Raw genomic sequence first — 15,821 nt, 5'->3', positions numbered from 1 at the left:
TATGAGTCCGCTTGCACGCATCACCTTGCTCAGTTTCGCCTTAGGCCTGAGCGCCTGTGCGGTCCATCATCCTTCGGATCAGCCGTCACCGACCCCGCCTGAGCACGTGCCGCAACCGTCGTCGCCTGCTGGCAAACCGTTGCCCGACATGCCGATTCCCAAGCCGCCAAAACCGCTGCCGCGGACCTCGGCCACCTTTGCGCCGCCACCGGGCGGGCCCAGCCATTGGGATGCACGTCTGGGGGTGTATGTGTTGGAGGCTCAGCCCGACACTTTCTACCGCCAGCGTACGTATTACCGCTGGAACAACGGTTGGAGCCGTTCGGTCAGCCCGAACGGGCCGTGGGAAGAGACCGACATCAGCGGCGTGCCGCCGGGGTTGAGCCGGCAGTTCAAATAAGTTAAATGGCGACCCGCGGGTCGCCGTTTTTTTGCGCGTCGTTAAAACGCGGCTTTGCCCACCGAGGCGCCGCCATCCACGAACAACGTCTGGCCGGTGATGTAAGCGCTGTGTTCGGACAGCAGGAACGCAATCGCCGAGGCGATCTCGTGCGGCTGGCCCAAACGCGCCATGGGCACCCCGGCCAGATACCGGGCTTCACCTTCAGAGCCCGGCGGGTTGTTGGCGCGGAACAGCTCGGTTTCGGTCGGCCCGGGTGCGACGGCGTTGACCGTGATCCCGGTTTGCGCCAGTTCCAGCGCCCAAGAGCGGGTGAAACTGACCAAGGCCGCTTTGGCCGCCGCATAGGCGGTGCGCTGTGCAATGCCCAGCACGGTCAGGCTGGAAATATTTACGATGCGTCCCCAGCCCCGGTGGCGCATGCCGGGCAGCAGGGCTTGGGTGGCTTGCAACGCCGAATGCAGATTGACCCGCATCACGTCGTCGAACGCATCCAGGTCAATCTCGCCCAGTGCTTGCGGGCGCACCAGCCCGACATTGTTGACCAGCCCGTCAAACGCAAAGCGCTCGCTCAACTCGCCCAGTACGTGTGCGCTGCGCTGGCGATCGGCCAGGTCCAGCGCCACCAGCGTGCCGGGGAAGGTGGGGTCGTCGGCATTTCGCGCAATGCCAACGACGGTGTGGCCTGCTTCTGACAGATAAGTCGCCAGCGCGCGTCCGATTCCTTTACTGGCGCCGGTGATGAGAAAAGTCCGTGCGGTCATGGTGTGCTCCGGTGTGAAAACGGGCAGGGATAATACCTTGTCACGGCGTGCGCGAGATTCTATGTTGCGGGCTACCCGACCCAGCGCCTGTGCCGCGCACCGTCCTGACGGGCAGGGTCTTTGACAGGAGTGACGTGTGTGAGCCAGTTCCAATTCAAACAAGTGGATGTGTTCAGTCGGGTGGCGCTCAAGGGCAATCCGGTGGCGGTGGTGCTCAATGCCGATGGCCTGAGCGATGCGCAGATGGCGGACTTTGCGCGCTGGACCAACCTCAGTGAAACCACGTTCGTGCTCAGGCCGCAGGACCCGCAGGCCGATTATCGTTTGCGCATCTTTACCACCCTGCGCGAACTACCCTTTGCCGGGCACCCGACGTTGGGCAGTTGCCATGCCTGGCTAGAAGCCGGGGGGCAGCCAAAAGGCCGGGAAGTCATTCAGGAATGTGGCGCGGGTCTGATCACGATTCGGCGCGACGCTGAACAACTGGCGTTCAAGGCGCCGCCTTTGTTGCGCAGCGGGCCTGTGGAAGAGGCGCTGATACAGCGCATCTGTGCGGGCTTGCGGATTGAACCACAGTCGGTGGTCCGCGCGAGCTGGGTCGACAACGGGCCGGGGTGGGTGGCGGTGATGCTGCGCGATCGGGCGCAGGTGCTGGCGCTGGAGCCCGACTACCCGCAACTGCTGGGCCTGGCGCTGGGGGTGATTGCGCCGTGGGACAGTGCGAAGGATGGCGATGATGCGCACTTTGAAGTGCGCGCGTTCATCGCCGGGGATGGCATGCAGGAAGACCCGGTCACCGGCAGCCTGAATGCCGGTTTGGCGCAATGGCTGATGGCGCAGGGCTTGGCACCGGCGCGTTATACGGTGAGTCAGGGCACGGCCATGGGCCGGGCCGGGCGCGTCGCCATCGAACGCGTAAGGGGCGATATTTGGGTGGGTGGCGCGGCGGTGACTTGTCTCTCGGGTCATCTGACGCTGTAAGGCCTCGGCTTGCTGCGCTGTCGCCCGCTCAGGCCCCTTTTGCTTTAACCGCGCGTTTGGCCCTGGGTTTGCTGGCGGGCGCCTTGCGTTTTTTCTTCCACGCGGGGGCGGCCCCGGCCGGGCTGGCCGGGCCGCGAATGGTCATTTGCAGGCCGCTGCAACGTTCGATGTGCTTGCTCATCCAGGCGGCCTGTTTGGCGACGAAGATGTCGAGGGTCATGTCGCCGCTTTGCACCATGTCCAGCGCTTGTTCCCAGATCGCCGTGGTGCCGGGGTCGGCAATGGCGCGGGGCACGGCGTCGATCAGGCTGAAAGCCGCGGGCGTGGCCGCCAGCGCCTTGCCGTTTTTGTTCAGATAACCGCGGTCCAGCAAGCCCTGAATGATCCCGGCGCGGGTGGCTTCGGTGCCAATGCCGGTGGTGTCTTTGAGTTTTTGTTTGAGCAGCGGGTCCTGGACCCATTTGGCGACGTTTTTCATGGCCTTGATCAGGTCGCCCTCGGTGAACGGCTTGGGCGGCTGGGTCCACAAGTCTTTGAGCAGGACGTTCGCCACCGCACAGTCGAGGCCTTCGTGCAGGCGCGGTAGCGGCTGCGGTGCCGGGGCTTCACGGCCCTTGGCCGGGGCCAGGGCTTCGGGCAGGGCGCGCTTCCAGCCCGGCTCGATGATCTGCTTGCCCACCGCGCGCAGGGCCTGCCCCGCACAGTCGAAGTCGGCCTGGGTGCGGTCGTATTCATGGTTGGGCAGGAACTGCGCCAGGTAACGCGCGCGAATCAGGGTATAGACGGCCCGCTGCTTGCCGCTCAGGCGTTCGAGGTTTTTCGCGGCCGCCGTGGGGATGATGCCGTGGTGGGCGCTGACCTTGGCGTCATTCCACGCCCGTGAACGGCGTTGCGGGTCCAGAAAGCCTGCCAGCGGTTGCAAGGCCGGATCCGCCTGCTGCAAGGCACCGAGAATTGAGGCGGCTTCGGCGTGCTGGCTTTGCGGCAGGTAGCCGCAGTCGCTGCGCGGGTAGGTGATGACTTTGTAGGTTTCATACAGTGATTGGGCGATGTCGAGGGTTTCCTGGGCGCCCAGCCCTAATTTCTTGGAACACACTTCCTGCAGCGTGCCGAGGTCGAACGGCAGGGGCGCGACGTCGCGCAGGCGCTCGGTGCGCAGGGTGATGACCCGTGCGTGGCGGGCGTTTTGCATCGCCGTGGCGGCGTGCTGCGCGTGGGCCTGATTCAGGCAGCGGTCCTGGTCGTCACAGGTGTCCGGGTCGGCGCGCCACTGGGCGGTAAACACTTGCCCGTCATGGCTGAGTTGCACATCAATGGCCCAATAGGCCACAGGGATGAAATCGCTGATGCTGCGGTCGCGATCCACCACCAGGCGCAAGGTCGGGGTTTGCACCCGGCCTACGGGCAGCACGCCCTGATAGCCCGACTTGCGCCCGAGCAGGGTAAACAGGCGGCTCATGTTCATGCCGATCAGCCAGTCGGCCCGCGAACGCCCCAAGGCTGCGTGGTACAGGTTGAAAGTGTCGGCGCCGGGCTTGAGCGCGGCCAGTGCCTTGCGAATCGAGGCGTCGTCCAGTGCCGACAACCACAGGCGCTGGATCGGCCCGCGATAACGGCAGTGTTCGACCAGCTCGCGGGCGATCATTTCGCCTTCGCGGTCGGCATCGGTGGCGATCACCAGTTCACGGGCTTCGCCCAGCAGGCGTTTGACGGCCTTGTACTGGCTGGCGGTTTTGGGTTTGACGCGCATCTTCCACTGCTGCGGCACGATGGGCAGGTCGGCCAGGACCCAGCGTTTGTAGCGCTCGTCGTAGGCGTCGGGCGGGGCGGTTTCGAGCAAATGACCGATGCACCAGGTGACGGTGGCATTGGGGCCCACCCAGCAGCCATCACCGCGACGGCTGGCACCGAGCACGGCCGCAATATCTTTGGCCTGGGAGGGTTTTTCACACAAAAACAGCCGCATCGTTTCACTCGTTCATGCTGCGCAGAAGGTGCACAGCATGGCAGAGATTGAAATCGGGGCAACTGTTTTTACTGTGTTTATGTACAGGTCAAGGGTGCAGGCAGCGCCTGCACCGGTGACGCGGGGGTGTTTATTGGCCCGAGTACACCTGGTCAAACACGCCGCCGTCATTGAAGTAGATTTTTTGCACCTCGCGCCAGTCGCCGAAGGTTTTCTCAACCGACAGGAAGTCAACTTTCGGGAAGCGGTCGCTGTACTTGGCCAGAATCTGCGGGTCGCGCGGGCGCAGGTAGTTTTTGGCGGCGATTTCCTGGCCTTCAGGCGACCACAAATACTTCAAGTAGGCTTCAGCCACCTCACGCGTGCCTTTTTTGTCGACCACTTTGTCGACCACGGTCACCGGCGGCTCAGCCTCGGCCGAGACGCTGGGGTAGACCACTTCGAACTGGTCGCGACCAAATTCGCGGGCGATCATTTCCGCTTCGTTCTCAAAGGTCACCAGCACGTCGCCGATCTGGTTGGTCATGAAGGTCGTGGTGGCTGCGCGGCCGCCGGTGTCCAGAACGGGCACATTTTTGAACATCTTGCCGAGGAAGGCTTTGGCTTTCGTTTCGTCACCACCGTTTTTCAGCACGTAGCCCCAAGCGGACAGGAACGTGTAACGACCATTGCCCGAGGTTTTCGGGTTCGGCACGATCACTTGCACGCCATCCTTGACCAGGTCCGGCCAGTCTTTCAGGGCTTTCGGGTTGCCTTTGCGCACGATGAACACCGTGGCCGAGGTGAAGGGCGCGCTGTTGTTCGGCAGGCGGGTGACCCAATTCTCAGGCACCAGTTTGCCGTTATCGGCCAGGGCATTGATGTCGGTGGCCATGTTCATGGTGATGACGTCCGCGGGCAGCCCGTCGATCACCGAGCGCGCCTGTTTGCTGGAGCCGCCGAACGACATTTGCACCGTTTGCTTTGCGTCGTGCTCTGCTTCCCAATGTTTCTGGAATGCCGGGTTGTAGTCTTTGTAGAAGTCGCGCATGACGTCGTACGACACGTTCAGCAGCGGCTTGGGAGCGGCGTGGGCAACGCCCATAAAGGCCAGGCTGGCGGCGAGGACAGAGGCGCTAAAAAGGTTTTTCACTGCTCATTCCTTGTTGGAGGGGCATATGGGGCAATTTGCCAGCGACTATAGCCGCTGACGCTTAGTGCATAAAAGATTAAAAAAGCCTTTGCTTATGCATTTTTTGTAAAAAGCGCGTTGCCACAGCGAGAACAAAAAGCCGCCGAAGGTTCATGGCGTTCTTTTTTGCACGTGGGGCAGTTGTGTTTGAGCTGTTCGCCGCGCATGGCGTTGGCCAGTTCGGCGGTGAAGATCCCGGTGGGCACGGCGATGATCGAATAACCGGTGATCATCACCATGGCCGAGATGATTTGCCCGAACGGGGTCTTCGGCACGATATCGCCGAAGCCCACTGTGGTCAGGGTGACGATGGCCCAGTAGATGCTCACCGGGATGCTGGTAAAGCCGTTTTCCGGCCCTTCGACCACGTACATCAGGGTGCCGAACACGGTCACCAGCGTGGACACACTGACCAGAAACACGATGATCTTTTGTTTGCTGCCGCGCAGTGCCGAGAGCAGGTAGTTGGCCTGACTCAAGTAGGGCGCCAGCTTGAGCACCCGAAAGATTCGCAGCATGCGGATGATGCGAATAATCAGCAGGTACTGCGCATCGCTGTAATAGATCGCCAGAATCCCCGGCACGATGGCCAGTAAATCCACCAGCCCGTAAAAGCTGAAGGCGTAGCGCAGGGGTTTGGGCGAGCAATACAGGCGCAGGCCGTATTCCACGGCGAACACAAAGGTGAAGCCCCACTCGATGTAGGCCAGCAGGTTGGCGTAATCGCGGTGGATGCTGTCGATACTGTCGAGGATCACCACCACCAGGCTGCAGAGGATGATCAGCAGGAGCGTGGTGTCGAAACGGCGCCCTGCGGGGGTGTCGGCCTGAAAGACCATCACGTAGAGCCGCTGGCGCCAGTCGTTGTTATTCATGTACGAAGCTCGAATCTCAAAGGTAAGAAGATTCGGGGATTAGCGCTCAATGCGCAACCGGGATTGCACACTGGAGGGTGTTAACAGGCGCACGCTGGCCAGTACCAACCAGCTGCTCAGGATGAAGGGCGCCGTCAGGGCGGGCAGCCCGAGCGCGCTAAAGCCGGGTGTGAGCATCAACGCCAGCAGGATGCCCGCCAGTGGCTGCCAGGGGTGGCGTGTGCGTTGGCACAATGCCAAAGCGGCCAGTGCCGCGTTATACCCGCCCAGCCCGCTGAGCGCGGTGGCCGGGTCGTGCTGCAAGAGGCTGAACCCCACGCCCGCCAGCGCACCCGTCAATGCCCACAGCGCAGCGCGTCGGCTGCTCAGCCACAGGCCGGTGACGATCAACAGCCCCGCCAGCGGTGATTGCAACAACATGACTTGGCCGATGCCCGTCAACAGCCCTTGCGCCAGCGTGAGGCCGTTGAGTTCGGGGGTGGGCCAGGCGGAGGCTGGCGGTGCTGGGTTGAAACTGAGCAATAGCCAGCCCAGCCCGACAAAGGGCGCGGTGTAAGCCATCAGGGTGTTGCCGTTGCTGGCGCGCTTGAGCCATTGGTGGACCAGCATGGTGCTCAGCCCGGCGCTGGCAATGATCAGCAGCGGCAACATGGCTGACCACGGCAACTGATGGCTCAGCAGCAACCCCAGCAACACGCCGTTGTAGCTGTAAAGCCCGGCCTGGCGTTCAGCTTTGGGGTAACCGCGCCGTTGTGCGGTTAACAGGCCGCTGACCCCGCCAAGCAGTGCGCCCCCCAAGAGTGAAGGCGCGCTGACGAGAATGGCCAGCAGGCACAGCACGCCGCACAGCGGATGACGTTGCAGGAAAATCTGGCTGAAACCGTTGCACAGGGCCGTCGCCCAATCCGGGCAAGGCTGGCTGAATGAGGGGGCGTGCATGGTGACGACACACTTGAGAAGGGGATGAGGTGTGCAGCCGCCGCGCGGGGCGGGCGGCGGCTACAGGTGCGGTTACTGCTCGCGAATCGAGAAGTTGGCCATGTGTTCCAGGCCTTTGATCAGCGCCGAGTGGTCCCAGTTGCTGCCACCGATGGCGGCGCAGGTGCTGAACACTTGCTGCGCATTGGCGGTGTTGGGCAGGTTGATGCCCAGCTCGCGGGCGCCCGCCAGGGCCAGGTTGAGGTCCTTCTGGTGCAGGCTGATGCGGAAGCCCGGGTCGAAGGTGCCTTTGATCATGCGCTCGCCGTGGACTTCGAGGATTTTGGAGGACGCAAACCCGCCCATCAGTGCCTCACGGACCTTGGCCGGATCTGCGCCGTTCTTGGCAGCAAACACCAGCGCTTCAGCCACCGCCTGAATGTTCAGGGCGACGATGATCTGGTTGGCCACTTTGGCGGTCTGGCCGTCGCCATTGCCGCCCACCAGGGTGATGTTCTTGCCCATGCTTTGCAGCAGCGGCAGGGCGCGCTGGAAAGTGGATTCCTCGCCGCCGACCATGATGCTCAGGGTGCCAGCCTTGGCCCCGACTTCACCGCCAGAGACGGGTGCATCGAGGTAGTACGCGCCTTTGGCGGTGATTTTTTCAGCGAAGGCCTTGGTCGCGGTAGGCGAGATCGAACTCATGTCGATCACCACTTTGTTCGGGCTCAGGCCGGCCGCGATCCCGTCTTCGCGAAACAGCACGTCTTCGACCTGCGGGGTGTCCGGCACCATGACGATGATGAACTCGGCTTCCTGGGCCACTTCTTTCGGGCTGGCCAGGGCGATAGCGCCTGCGGCGACCAGGTCGGCAGGGGCCGCGCCGTGGTGGGTCGACAGGAACAGGCTGTGACCCGCCTTTTGCAGGTTGCTGGCCATGGGAGAACCCATGATGCCGGTGCCGATAAATCCGATTTTAGCCATGACAAATCCTCTTGTTTTTATGGGGTAAACAGCCGTAGACGCGGCTGAAGGCGGCGAAGGGTGGCGCGCCAGCCCGTGATCTCGAAACCCGGACGCTGATGACGGCCTTAGACCGCGTTATGCGTCTTGAGCCAGCCCAGACCGGCTTCGGTGCTGCTCAGTGGCTTGTACTCACAGCCGACCCAGCCTTGGTAGCCGATGCGATCAAGGTGTTCGAACAGGAAGCGGTAGTTGATTTCGCCGGTGCCCGGTTCGTGACGGCCGGGGTTATCGGCCAACTGGATGTGGTTGATCTGCGGCAGGTGCGTTTGCATCGTGCGCGCCAGGTCACCTTCCATGATTTGCATGTGGTAGATGTCGTATTGCAGGAACAGGTTGGCGCTGCCGACCTTCTCCTGAATGGCCAGCGCCTGACGCGTGTTGTTGAGGTAGAAACCGGGGATGTCGCGGGTGTTGATGGCTTCCATCACCAGCTTGATGCCCACCGCTTGCAGCTTGTCGGCGGCGTATTTGAGGTTGCTGACGAAGGTTTTCTCAACCAGCGCCTCGTCGATGCCTTGGGGGCGAATGCCCGCCAGGCAGTTGATCTGATCGTTGCCCAGCACTTGGGCGTAGGCGATGGCCAGATCCACCCCGGCGCGAAACTCTTCGACACGGTCCGGCAGGCAGGCAATCCCGCGCTCGCCCTTGGCCCAGTCGCCGGCTGGCAGGTTGAACAGCACTTGGGTCAGTTTGTTGGCATCGAGTTGGGCCTTGATTTCGGCAGAGCTGTAGTCGTACGGAAACAGGTATTCAACGCCGTGGAAACCAGCATTGGCAGCCGCTTGAAAACGGACAAGAAAATCCTGTTCGGTGAACAGCATGGACAGGTTGGCGGCAAAACGCGGCATGGTGGACTCCTGCAATGTGTGTGTCCCCTCTCCCGGTGGGAGAGGGGCAGGCTTAACGTTAATCGAGCATCGAGATGGCAGTCGGGGCGTCGTTGCCCACCAGCGCCAGGTCTTCGAACTCGTTCACAGCGTTGATTTCGGTGCCCATGGAAATATTGGTCACGCGTTCGAGAATAATCTCAACCACCACCGGGACACGGAACTCTTTGATCATTTCTTGTGCCTGGCGCAGCGCCGGCTGGATCTGGCTTGGCTCGAACACGCGCAGAGCCTTGCAACCCAGGCCTTCGGCCACGGCCACATGGTCGACGCCGTAACCGTTGAGTTCCGGTGCGTTGAGGTTGTCGAACGACAGCTGCACGCAGTAATCCATTTCAAAGCCGCGCTGTGCCTGACGGATCAAACCCAGGTACGAGTTGTTCACCACCACGTGGATGTACGGCAGGTTGAACTGCGCGCCCACGGCCAGCTCTTCGATCATGAACTGGAAGTCGTAGTCGCCGGAGAGCGCCACCACGTTGCGGTTCGGATCGGCCTTGACCACGCCCAGTGCAGCCGGAATGGTCCAGCCGAGCGGACCGGCCTGGCCGCAGTTGATCCAGTGCCGTGGCTTGTACACGTGCAGGAATTGCGCACCGGCAATCTGCGACAAACCGATCGTGCTGACGTAGCACGTGTCTTTGCCGAACACCTGGTTCATCTCTTCGTACACGCGCTGCGGCTTGACCGGTACGTTGTCGAAGTGGGTCTTGCGGTGCAGGGTGGCTTTGCGTTGCTGGCAGTCTTGCAGCCAGGCGCTGCGGTTTTTCAGTTTGCCGGCGGCTTTCCACTCGCGGGCCACTTCAAGGAACACCTTCAGGGCAGAACCGGCGTCGGACACAATGCCCAGGTCCGGGGTGAAGACGCGCCCGATTTGCGTCGGCTCGATGTCCACGTGAATGAAGCGGCGGCCTTCGGTGTAGACCTCGACCGAACCGGTGTGGCGGTTAGCCCAGCGGTTGCCGATGCCCAGTACCACGTCGGACTTGAGCAGGGTGGCGTTACCGTAGCGGTGCGAGGTTTGCAGACCAACCATGCCCACCATCAGCGGGTGATCGTCGGCAATCGTGCCCCAGCCCATCAGGGTCGGAATCACCGGGATGCCGGTCAGTTCAGCGAATTCCACCAGCAGGTCGCTGGCGTCGGCATTGATCACGCCGCCGCCGCTGACCAGCAGCGGGCGCTCGGCCTGGTCGAGCATGGCCAGGGCCTTTTCGGCCTGAACGCGGGTGGCGCTGGGCTTGGCCAGCGGCAGCGGTTCGTAGGCGTCGATGTCGAACTCGATCTCGGCCATTTGCACATCAAACGGCAGGTCGATCAGCACCGGGCCGGGGCGCCCGGAGCGCATTTCGTAAAAGGCTTTCTGGAAGGCATAAGGCACCTGGCCCGGTTCCAGCACGGTGGTTGCCCACTTGGTCACGGGTTTGACGATGCTGGTGATGTCGACAGCCTGGAAGTCTTCTTTGTGCATACGGGCGCGGGGGGCCTGACCGGTGATGCACAAAATCGGGATCGAATCGGCCGAGGCACTGTACAGGCCGGTGACCATGTCCGTGCCCGCAGGGCCTGAGGTGCCGATGCACACGCCGATGTTGCCGGCCTTCGTGCGGGTGTAACCCTCGGCCATGTGCGAGGCGCCTTCCACGTGGCGAGCAAGTACGTGATCGATGCCGCCGACCTTTTGCAGGGCCGAGTACAGCGGATTGATGGCGGCGCCCGGGATACCGAATGCGGTATCGACACCTTCGCGACGCATCACCAGAACGGCAGCTTCGATTGCTCTCATTTTGCTCATTGCTTTGTGCCTCTTACGTTTTGTAATTGTATACAAGTGGCTGTGGGCTGAGTGTATTCATCCGCCCCGGTGCAGGTCAATGGCTTTTGTTCAATCAATCGCTGGAAGACCGGAAGCCCTGTATTAGGCAGGTTTACGGTATTTGAAGAAATGCGCGCTCAAATAATTGTATACAAGATGAATATTTATTGTGTTCTATTGAGTCTGTCGAGACGTCTCCCAAGACGCCCTAAAGGCTTTCCAATAACAAGACGAAGGACGGCAACCATGAGTGCGTTAACTTTGAAACTGGCGTTAAACCTGGCCAGCCAGGCCCTTGCGGCCGGGCGTCAGATCGCGGCTGCGCCGCTGGCGGTGGCGGTGCTCGATGGCGGCGGGCATCTGGTGGCGTTGCAGCGTGAAGACGGTGCAAGCCTGCTGCGCCCCAGCATTGCCATCGGCAAAGCCTGGGGCGCCATTGCATTGGGCAAAGGTTCGCGCCTGCTGGCGCTGGATGCACAGCAGCGGCCTGCGTTTTTTGCAGCACTCAATGGCATGGGCACCAGTGACGTTGTCCCGGCGCCGGGGGGCGTGTTGATACGCGATGCGAGCGGGCAGGTAATTGGCGCGATGGGGATCAGCGGCGATACCTCGGACATTGATGAACAATGCGCGATCAGCGCCATCGAAGCACAAGGCTTGCGGGCCGATGCCGGGGTGGTGGTCTGATCGGTAGCGGGTAGTCGCTGCCTGCGCCAGCGACTACGGTGTGTGCGGGGTCAGTCGGGCGTACAGCCTTTGAGCACCAGGCGAATGATGGTCCGGGTCGCCGCCTCGTAGTCGTTGTCGTCGAGTTTGGCTTTGCCGGTGATGGCGGAAATCTGCCAGTCGAAGTCGGCGTAGGTCTGGGTCGCGGCCCAGATGCTGAACATCAGGTGATGCGGGTCGATGGGGGCAATCTGGCCCCGGTCGATCCATACCTGGATGCATTCGATGTTGTGTTTGGCCTGGGCATTGAGCAACTCGACCTGTTTTTCACTCAGGTGCGGCGCGCCGTGCATGATTTCGCTGGCGAACACCTTGGAAGCAAACGGCAGGTCGCGCGAGATCATGATTTTCGAGCGGATGTAATGGCTCAGGACTTCGTTCGGTTCGCCGTCGGCATTGAACGGGGTCGAGGCCCGCAGAATCGGGTCGATGATGCTTTCGAGCACCTCGCGGTAGAGGTTCTCTTTGGATTTGAAGTAGTAATACACATTGGGCTTGGGCACGCCGGCCTTGGCCGCGATGTCGCTGGTTTTGCTGGCGGCGAAACCCTTGTCAGCGAACTCTTCGCTGGCGGCGCGCAAAATCAGCTCTTTATTACGTTCGCGGATGCTGCTCATAAACCCGTATTTCCTTGCCTGCTGGGGCGGTCGGGCATGGTAGCACCGTGCTTGCAAGCGGCTCAAGATTGCCGCCTGGGGGCTGGCACGCGCTATGCTTGACGTCATTCAATCCACAAGGAACCGACACCCATGGCAGGCAGCAGTTTGCTGATGTTGCTCGACGACATCGCCGCCGTACTCGATGACGTTGCGCTGATGACAAAAATGGCCGCCAAAAAGACCGCCGGGGTGCTGGGCGATGACTTGGCATTGAACGCGCAACAGGTCTCCGGTGTGCGGGCCGAACGTGAATTGCCGGTGGTGTGGGCAGTGGCCAAGGGCTCGTTTCGCAACAAGCTGATTCTGGTGCCCGCCGCGTTGGCCATCAGCGCGTTTGCGCCGTGGGCGGTCACGCCGCTGTTGATGGTGGGCGGCGCCTATTTGTGTTTCGAGGGCTTCGAAAAGCTGGCGCACAAATTCCTGCACAGCAAGGACGACGATCACCAGGCGCGCGCGGCCTTGTCTGACGCCGTGGCCAACCCCGAGGTGGACCTGGCGGCGTTCGAGAAAGACAAAATCAAGGGCGCGATACGCACCGACTTCATCCTCTCGGCGGAAATTATCGCAATCACGTTGGGCACCGTGGCGGATGCGCCGCTGATGCAGCAAGTGGTGGTGTTGTCCGGGATTGCCATTGTGATGACGGTCGGGGTGTATGGCGTGGTGGCCGGCATCGTGAAGATGGACGACGGCGGTTTGTACCTGACCCAAAAAACCGGTGAAGGCACCTGGCCGAGCTTTCAGCGCCGTTTCGGCCAAGGGGTGTTGAATGCCGCGCCGTACATGATGAAAGCGCTGACGGTGATTGGTACGGCCGCGATGTTCATGGTCGGTGGCGGGATTTTGGTACACGGGGTGCCGCTGTTGCATCACTGGGTTGAGAGCGCGGCCCTGAGCAGTGCGCCGTTTGTAGGCCCGCTGTCGGTCATCGTGCCGACCTTGCTCAACGCCGTGGCCGGCATTATTGCCGGCGCGGTGGTGTTGGCGGGTGTGACGGCGGCCAGCTCACTGTGGCGCGCCATCAAGGGGTGAGGGTCAGTGGCTGAGGTTGTCGAGCAGGGCGCTGACGTCAAGGCTGGCGCTTTCCATGTCGTTGATCTCCAGCAAGACCTGGCTCCAGTTTTTTTCCTGAGCCGCGTGCAGGGCCTTGTGCGCGGTTTCATGCACGATCCGGTGCGGCTCGTTGAGATGCTGGAAGTCGCGGTTGTCGCCATAGCGCGCCTGGGTTTCAGGCGCCAGGTACCATTTGCCGAGGCGGCAGGTGGTGTGGGTCGACAGGTTCAGGTTCTCGTCCTGTTTGAACAGGCGTTGATAAACCATCAACTTGAACAGCAAGTGATCGAGCTTCACCGACTCGCAGAACGAGCGCAGGGCGATGCCTTCAATCAACTGCCCCATGTGTTCGCCGAGGGTCATCATCTCGTCGAGGGTTTGGGCCGAGCGCGACACATCGCCTGACAACCGCGAGGCTTCCTCCGACAGCACGCCAATGGCGGTGCTCGCGGCTTCGGTCTCCTGGTTGATGCTTGCAACCAATTGGCTGATTTCGTGGGTGGCGCCATTGGTGCGTTGGGCCAGTGCGCGCACTTCGTCAGCGACCACGGCAAAGCCGCGACCCTGTTCGCCCGCGCGCGCCGCTTCAATGGCGGCATTGAGGGCCAGCAGGTTGGTCTGGTCGGACACGGCCTTGATCAGCTCGACGATGCGGCTGATTTCTCCGACCCGTTGGCGCAGAACGCCCACGCTGTCGACACTGCTGACCCCCTGACCGGCCATGTGCCCCAGCGAACTGGAAAAGCCGGCCAGCAGGGCCGAGGTTTGCGCAAACACATTGCTGTTATCGCGCAGGTGAACGACTTCTCCTTGCAGGCTTTCGGCCTGGGCAACCACGCCATCGCGGGTCTTTTGCAAGGATTCGTCAAAGCGCTCCAGCTTGCTGTGCAAGTCTTGTTGGTAGCGTTCGTAGTGTGCCAGCACGAGCTGCTGGTCGCGGTCTTGAGTGACCTGTGCACGCAGGGTTTGAACCTCCTGTTCAAGGGCCTGTTTGTCCTGCTCTAACGCATGTAGCTGCGTTTCAAGGTTGGCGCAGCGTTGGCGCCATCGGCGATTGAACATCCGTTTGTACTCCCGAGGCTTGAGACAGAGCGTCTGGTGAAAAAATACAGCACCTTCTGTATCGGCCGTTTACGGGTAAACCTAATAGCCATATAAAAACAGTGGCTTTGCTGGGTGGCCGTGCCGCCTCAGGGGCAAGCACGCAGGTTATGTATCAGGCGAAGCGGGCACCACGGGGCAGGGTGCTGTGGCTGAGCAAGCGATAGCCCAGCGCGGCGAACAGCAACACGCCGCCTCCCGCACCCAGCGACACCCGGAACCCGGCTTGCGCGCCATAGGCGTCAATCATCCATCCACCCAGCACGGCGCCCAGCGCCACACCGATGCCGAGCCCGGTGATCATCCACGTCAGGCCCTCAGTGAGTTTGGCGGCCGGGACGATGTTTTCCACCAACCCCATGGCCGTGATCAGCGTCGGCGCGAAGAACAGCCCGGCGACAAACATGGCGGCCGCCAGGGTGGCGATGCTGCTGACCCACATCAGGGGCACCACGGTAATGGCGGTGGCCAGGGCGCCGATCAGGAACTGTTTGGGCAGCGGCATCTTCAGTTTGAGCGTGCCGAAAACCAGCCCTACCACACAGGAGCCCAAGGCATACACCGATAGCACGACACTGGCGGCTGCCGGCTGGCCCTGTTGTTGGGCGAACGCGACGCTGACCACGTCCACGGTGCCGACAATGGTGCCCATGCCCAGCAGCACCATCAGCAGAATCACCACGGCGCCCTGGCGCAGCACGGTGCCTGCGTGTTCGGTGCTGCGCGGGTGAACCGGCGGCTCGGTGCTGCGCTGCAACACAAAGGTGGTCACGCCGATGGCCAGCAGCAGGGCGGCGGCCAACGGCCCGGCCTGGGGGAATACGGCGACGCAGAGGCCCACGGAAATCGGCGGCCCAATGATGAAACTCACTTCGTCGAGCACCGACTCCAGCGAAAAGGCCGTGTGCAGTTTGGGCGAGCCGCGGTACAGCTCGGTCCAGCGCGCCCGCACCATGGCTGGCATGCTGGGGATGAAGCCCGACAGTGCGGCAAACACGAACAGCGTCCAGTCGGGCGTGCCCAGGTGGCTGCACAGCAACAGGGCCAGCAGCGAACTGACGCCCAGCGCGGTGACGCCGGGCAACACGCGGCGCTGACCATAGCGGTCTACCCAGCGGGAAATTTGCGGGGCGATCAACGCCATGGCCAGGGCGAACGTTGCGGCCACGGCGCCCGCCAGCCAATACGACCCGCGCAATTGCGCCAGCAACGTGATGATGCCGATCCCGGTCATGGAAATCGGCATGCGTGCGATCAGGCCCGCGGCGCAAAAGGCCAGGCTGCCGGGGGCGCGGAAAATCTCGCGATAAGGGTTTGCCATACACGCTCCGAAACAAAAGTGAGCCGCGTGTTCCTGTGCGAGCTGCCTCACGCAGCGGCACTGTCGGGGATCTGACATACGCGGCGTATGCAGAAATATACGCATACGTGACGTATGTCAATTAACATACGCGGCGTATCTCAACATGCAGGAGGCC

The 15,821-nt window shown here is 62.0% G+C and carries 15 protein-coding genes and 1 pseudogene; 4 read left to right on the top strand and 12 right to left on the bottom strand.

The annotated features are described in order from the left end of the window. Position 1: 1 nt before the first annotated feature. Positions 2-400, top strand: coding sequence for a hypothetical protein (locus tag BKD70_RS17775; RefSeq protein WP_047275877.1), 399 nt, complete (start codon positions 2-4; stop codon positions 398-400). A gap of 41 nt (positions 401-441) precedes the next feature. Here BKD70_RS17775 and BKD70_RS17770 read toward each other — a convergent pair whose 3' ends face one another. Further along, positions 442-1,164: an SDR family oxidoreductase gene (locus BKD70_RS17770; protein WP_047275876.1), complete on the bottom strand. Its 723-nt coding sequence runs from the start codon at positions 1,162-1,164 to the stop codon at positions 442-444. A gap of 138 nt (positions 1,165-1,302) precedes the next feature. Between BKD70_RS17770 and BKD70_RS17765 the strand changes: the two genes are divergently transcribed. Next, positions 1,303-2,145, top strand: coding sequence for a PhzF family phenazine biosynthesis protein (locus tag BKD70_RS17765; RefSeq protein ID WP_047275874.1), 843 nt, complete (start codon positions 1,303-1,305; stop codon positions 2,143-2,145). 28 nt (positions 2,146-2,173) lie between these two features. Here the strand turns inward: BKD70_RS17765 and BKD70_RS17760 are convergent, their stop codons facing one another. The 7 genes from BKD70_RS17760 to gcl form a co-directional block, all read right to left on the bottom strand. After that, a complete protein-coding gene (locus tag BKD70_RS17760; protein ID WP_047275872.1) occupies positions 2,174-4,111 on the bottom strand; it encodes a DNA topoisomerase III in 1,938 nt (645 codons plus the stop codon). 130 nt (positions 4,112-4,241) lie between these two features. Next, positions 4,242-5,243 carry a sulfate ABC transporter substrate-binding protein gene (locus BKD70_RS17755; protein WP_047275870.1) on the bottom strand — a complete coding sequence of 334 codons (1,002 nt, stop codon included), beginning with the start codon at positions 5,241-5,243 and terminating at the stop codon, positions 4,242-4,244. Positions 5,244-5,335: 92 nt separating this feature from the next. Further along, positions 5,336-6,157: an ion transporter gene (locus BKD70_RS17750; RefSeq protein WP_047275868.1), complete on the bottom strand. Its 822-nt coding sequence runs from the start codon at positions 6,155-6,157 to the stop codon at positions 5,336-5,338. A 39-nt stretch (positions 6,158-6,196) separates the two neighbouring features. Next, positions 6,197-7,096, bottom strand: coding sequence for an urea transporter (locus BKD70_RS17745; RefSeq protein ID WP_047275866.1), 900 nt, complete (start codon positions 7,094-7,096; stop codon positions 6,197-6,199). 72 nt (positions 7,097-7,168) lie between these two features. Beyond that, positions 7,169-8,059, bottom strand: a complete 891-nt coding sequence (locus tag BKD70_RS17740; protein WP_047275864.1) for a 2-hydroxy-3-oxopropionate reductase — start codon at positions 8,057-8,059, stop codon at positions 7,169-7,171. A 107-nt stretch (positions 8,060-8,166) separates the two neighbouring features. Continuing rightward, positions 8,167-8,949, bottom strand: a complete 783-nt coding sequence (gene hyi, locus BKD70_RS17735) for a hydroxypyruvate isomerase (RefSeq protein ID WP_047275862.1) — start codon at positions 8,947-8,949, stop codon at positions 8,167-8,169. Between the two features lie 58 nt (positions 8,950-9,007). Beyond that, positions 9,008-10,783: a glyoxylate carboligase gene (gene gcl / locus BKD70_RS17730; protein ID WP_047275860.1), complete on the bottom strand. Its 1,776-nt coding sequence runs from the start codon at positions 10,781-10,783 to the stop codon at positions 9,008-9,010. A gap of 267 nt (positions 10,784-11,050) precedes the next feature. On the opposite strand from gcl, the gene BKD70_RS17725 reads away from it, so the two are divergent. Further along, positions 11,051-11,491, top strand: coding sequence for a heme-binding protein (locus BKD70_RS17725; protein ID WP_047275858.1), 441 nt, complete (start codon positions 11,051-11,053; stop codon positions 11,489-11,491). 50 nt (positions 11,492-11,541) lie between these two features. On the opposite strand, the gene BKD70_RS17720 is transcribed toward BKD70_RS17725, so the two are convergent. Next, positions 11,542-12,147 (bottom strand): TetR/AcrR family transcriptional regulator, encoded by a 606-nt coding sequence (locus BKD70_RS17720; protein ID WP_047275856.1) that lies wholly within the window; start codon positions 12,145-12,147, stop codon positions 11,542-11,544. A gap of 132 nt (positions 12,148-12,279) precedes the next feature. On the opposite strand from BKD70_RS17720, the gene BKD70_RS17715 reads away from it, so the two are divergent. Further along, the gene (locus BKD70_RS17715; RefSeq protein WP_047275854.1) at positions 12,280-13,221 is read left to right on the top strand and encodes a DUF808 domain-containing protein; all 942 of its coding nucleotides are present in this window, start codon (positions 12,280-12,282) and stop codon (positions 13,219-13,221) included. A gap of 3 nt (positions 13,222-13,224) precedes the next feature. Here BKD70_RS17715 and BKD70_RS25730 read toward each other — a convergent pair whose 3' ends face one another. The 3 genes and pseudogenes from BKD70_RS25730 to BKD70_RS17705 all read right to left on the bottom strand — a co-directional run bounded on the left by BKD70_RS25730 (position 13,225) and on the right by BKD70_RS17705 (position 15,664). Continuing rightward, positions 13,225-13,587, bottom strand: a complete 363-nt coding sequence (locus BKD70_RS25730) for a CZB domain-containing protein (RefSeq protein WP_256542988.1) — start codon at positions 13,585-13,587, stop codon at positions 13,225-13,227. Positions 13,588-13,620: 33 nt separating this feature from the next. After that, positions 13,621-13,896, bottom strand: a pseudogene (locus BKD70_RS25725) (methyl-accepting chemotaxis protein); the annotation flags it as partial. Between the two features lie 562 nt (positions 13,897-14,458). After that, positions 14,459-15,664 (bottom strand): MFS transporter, encoded by a 1,206-nt coding sequence (locus BKD70_RS17705; protein ID WP_047275853.1) that lies wholly within the window; start codon positions 15,662-15,664, stop codon positions 14,459-14,461. Between the last annotated feature and the right edge of the window lie 157 nt (positions 15,665-15,821).

It is taken from the genome of Pseudomonas sp. BS-2016 (assembly GCF_001806145.1).
In the GTDB taxonomy this organism is placed as follows: Bacteria; Pseudomonadota; Gammaproteobacteria; order Pseudomonadales; family Pseudomonadaceae; genus Aquipseudomonas; species Aquipseudomonas lundensis.
The sequence above is the reverse complement of the archived record's forward strand: the minus strand, read 5'-3'. Positions and strand labels throughout refer to the sequence as shown.

What these genes read in the sequence shown, in the direction of transcription:
- BKD70_RS17705 (WP_047275853.1), bottom strand. Translation starts at nt 15,664, where the DNA reads ATGGCAAACCCTTATCGCGAGATTTTCCGCGCCCCCGGCAGCCTGGCC.
- BKD70_RS25730 (WP_256542988.1), bottom strand. Translation starts at nt 13,587, where the DNA reads ATGGGGCAGTTGATTGAAGGCATCGCCCTGCGCTCGTTCTGCGAGTCG.
- BKD70_RS17715 (WP_047275854.1), top strand. Translation starts at nt 12,280, where the DNA reads ATGGCAGGCAGCAGTTTGCTGATGTTGCTCGACGACATCGCCGCCGTA.
- BKD70_RS17770 (WP_047275876.1), bottom strand. Translation starts at nt 1,164, where the DNA reads ATGACCGCACGGACTTTTCTCATCACCGGCGCCAGTAAAGGAATCGGA.
- hyi (WP_047275862.1), bottom strand. Translation starts at nt 8,949, where the DNA reads ATGCCGCGTTTTGCCGCCAACCTGTCCATGCTGTTCACCGAACAGGAT.
- BKD70_RS17745 (WP_047275866.1), bottom strand. Translation starts at nt 7,096, where the DNA reads ATGCACGCCCCCTCATTCAGCCAGCCTTGCCCGGATTGGGCGACGGCC.
- BKD70_RS17750 (WP_047275868.1), bottom strand. Translation starts at nt 6,157, where the DNA reads ATGAATAACAACGACTGGCGCCAGCGGCTCTACGTGATGGTCTTTCAG.
- gcl (WP_047275860.1), bottom strand. Translation starts at nt 10,783, where the DNA reads ATGAGCAAAATGAGAGCAATCGAAGCTGCCGTTCTGGTGATGCGTCGC.
- BKD70_RS17775 (WP_047275877.1), top strand. Translation starts at nt 2, where the DNA reads ATGAGTCCGCTTGCACGCATCACCTTGCTCAGTTTCGCCTTAGGCCTG.
- BKD70_RS17725 (WP_047275858.1), top strand. Translation starts at nt 11,051, where the DNA reads ATGAGTGCGTTAACTTTGAAACTGGCGTTAAACCTGGCCAGCCAGGCC.
- BKD70_RS17740 (WP_047275864.1), bottom strand. Translation starts at nt 8,059, where the DNA reads ATGGCTAAAATCGGATTTATCGGCACCGGCATCATGGGTTCTCCCATG.
- BKD70_RS17760 (WP_047275872.1), bottom strand. Translation starts at nt 4,111, where the DNA reads ATGCGGCTGTTTTTGTGTGAAAAACCCTCCCAGGCCAAAGATATTGCG.
- BKD70_RS17720 (WP_047275856.1), bottom strand. Translation starts at nt 12,147, where the DNA reads ATGAGCAGCATCCGCGAACGTAATAAAGAGCTGATTTTGCGCGCCGCC.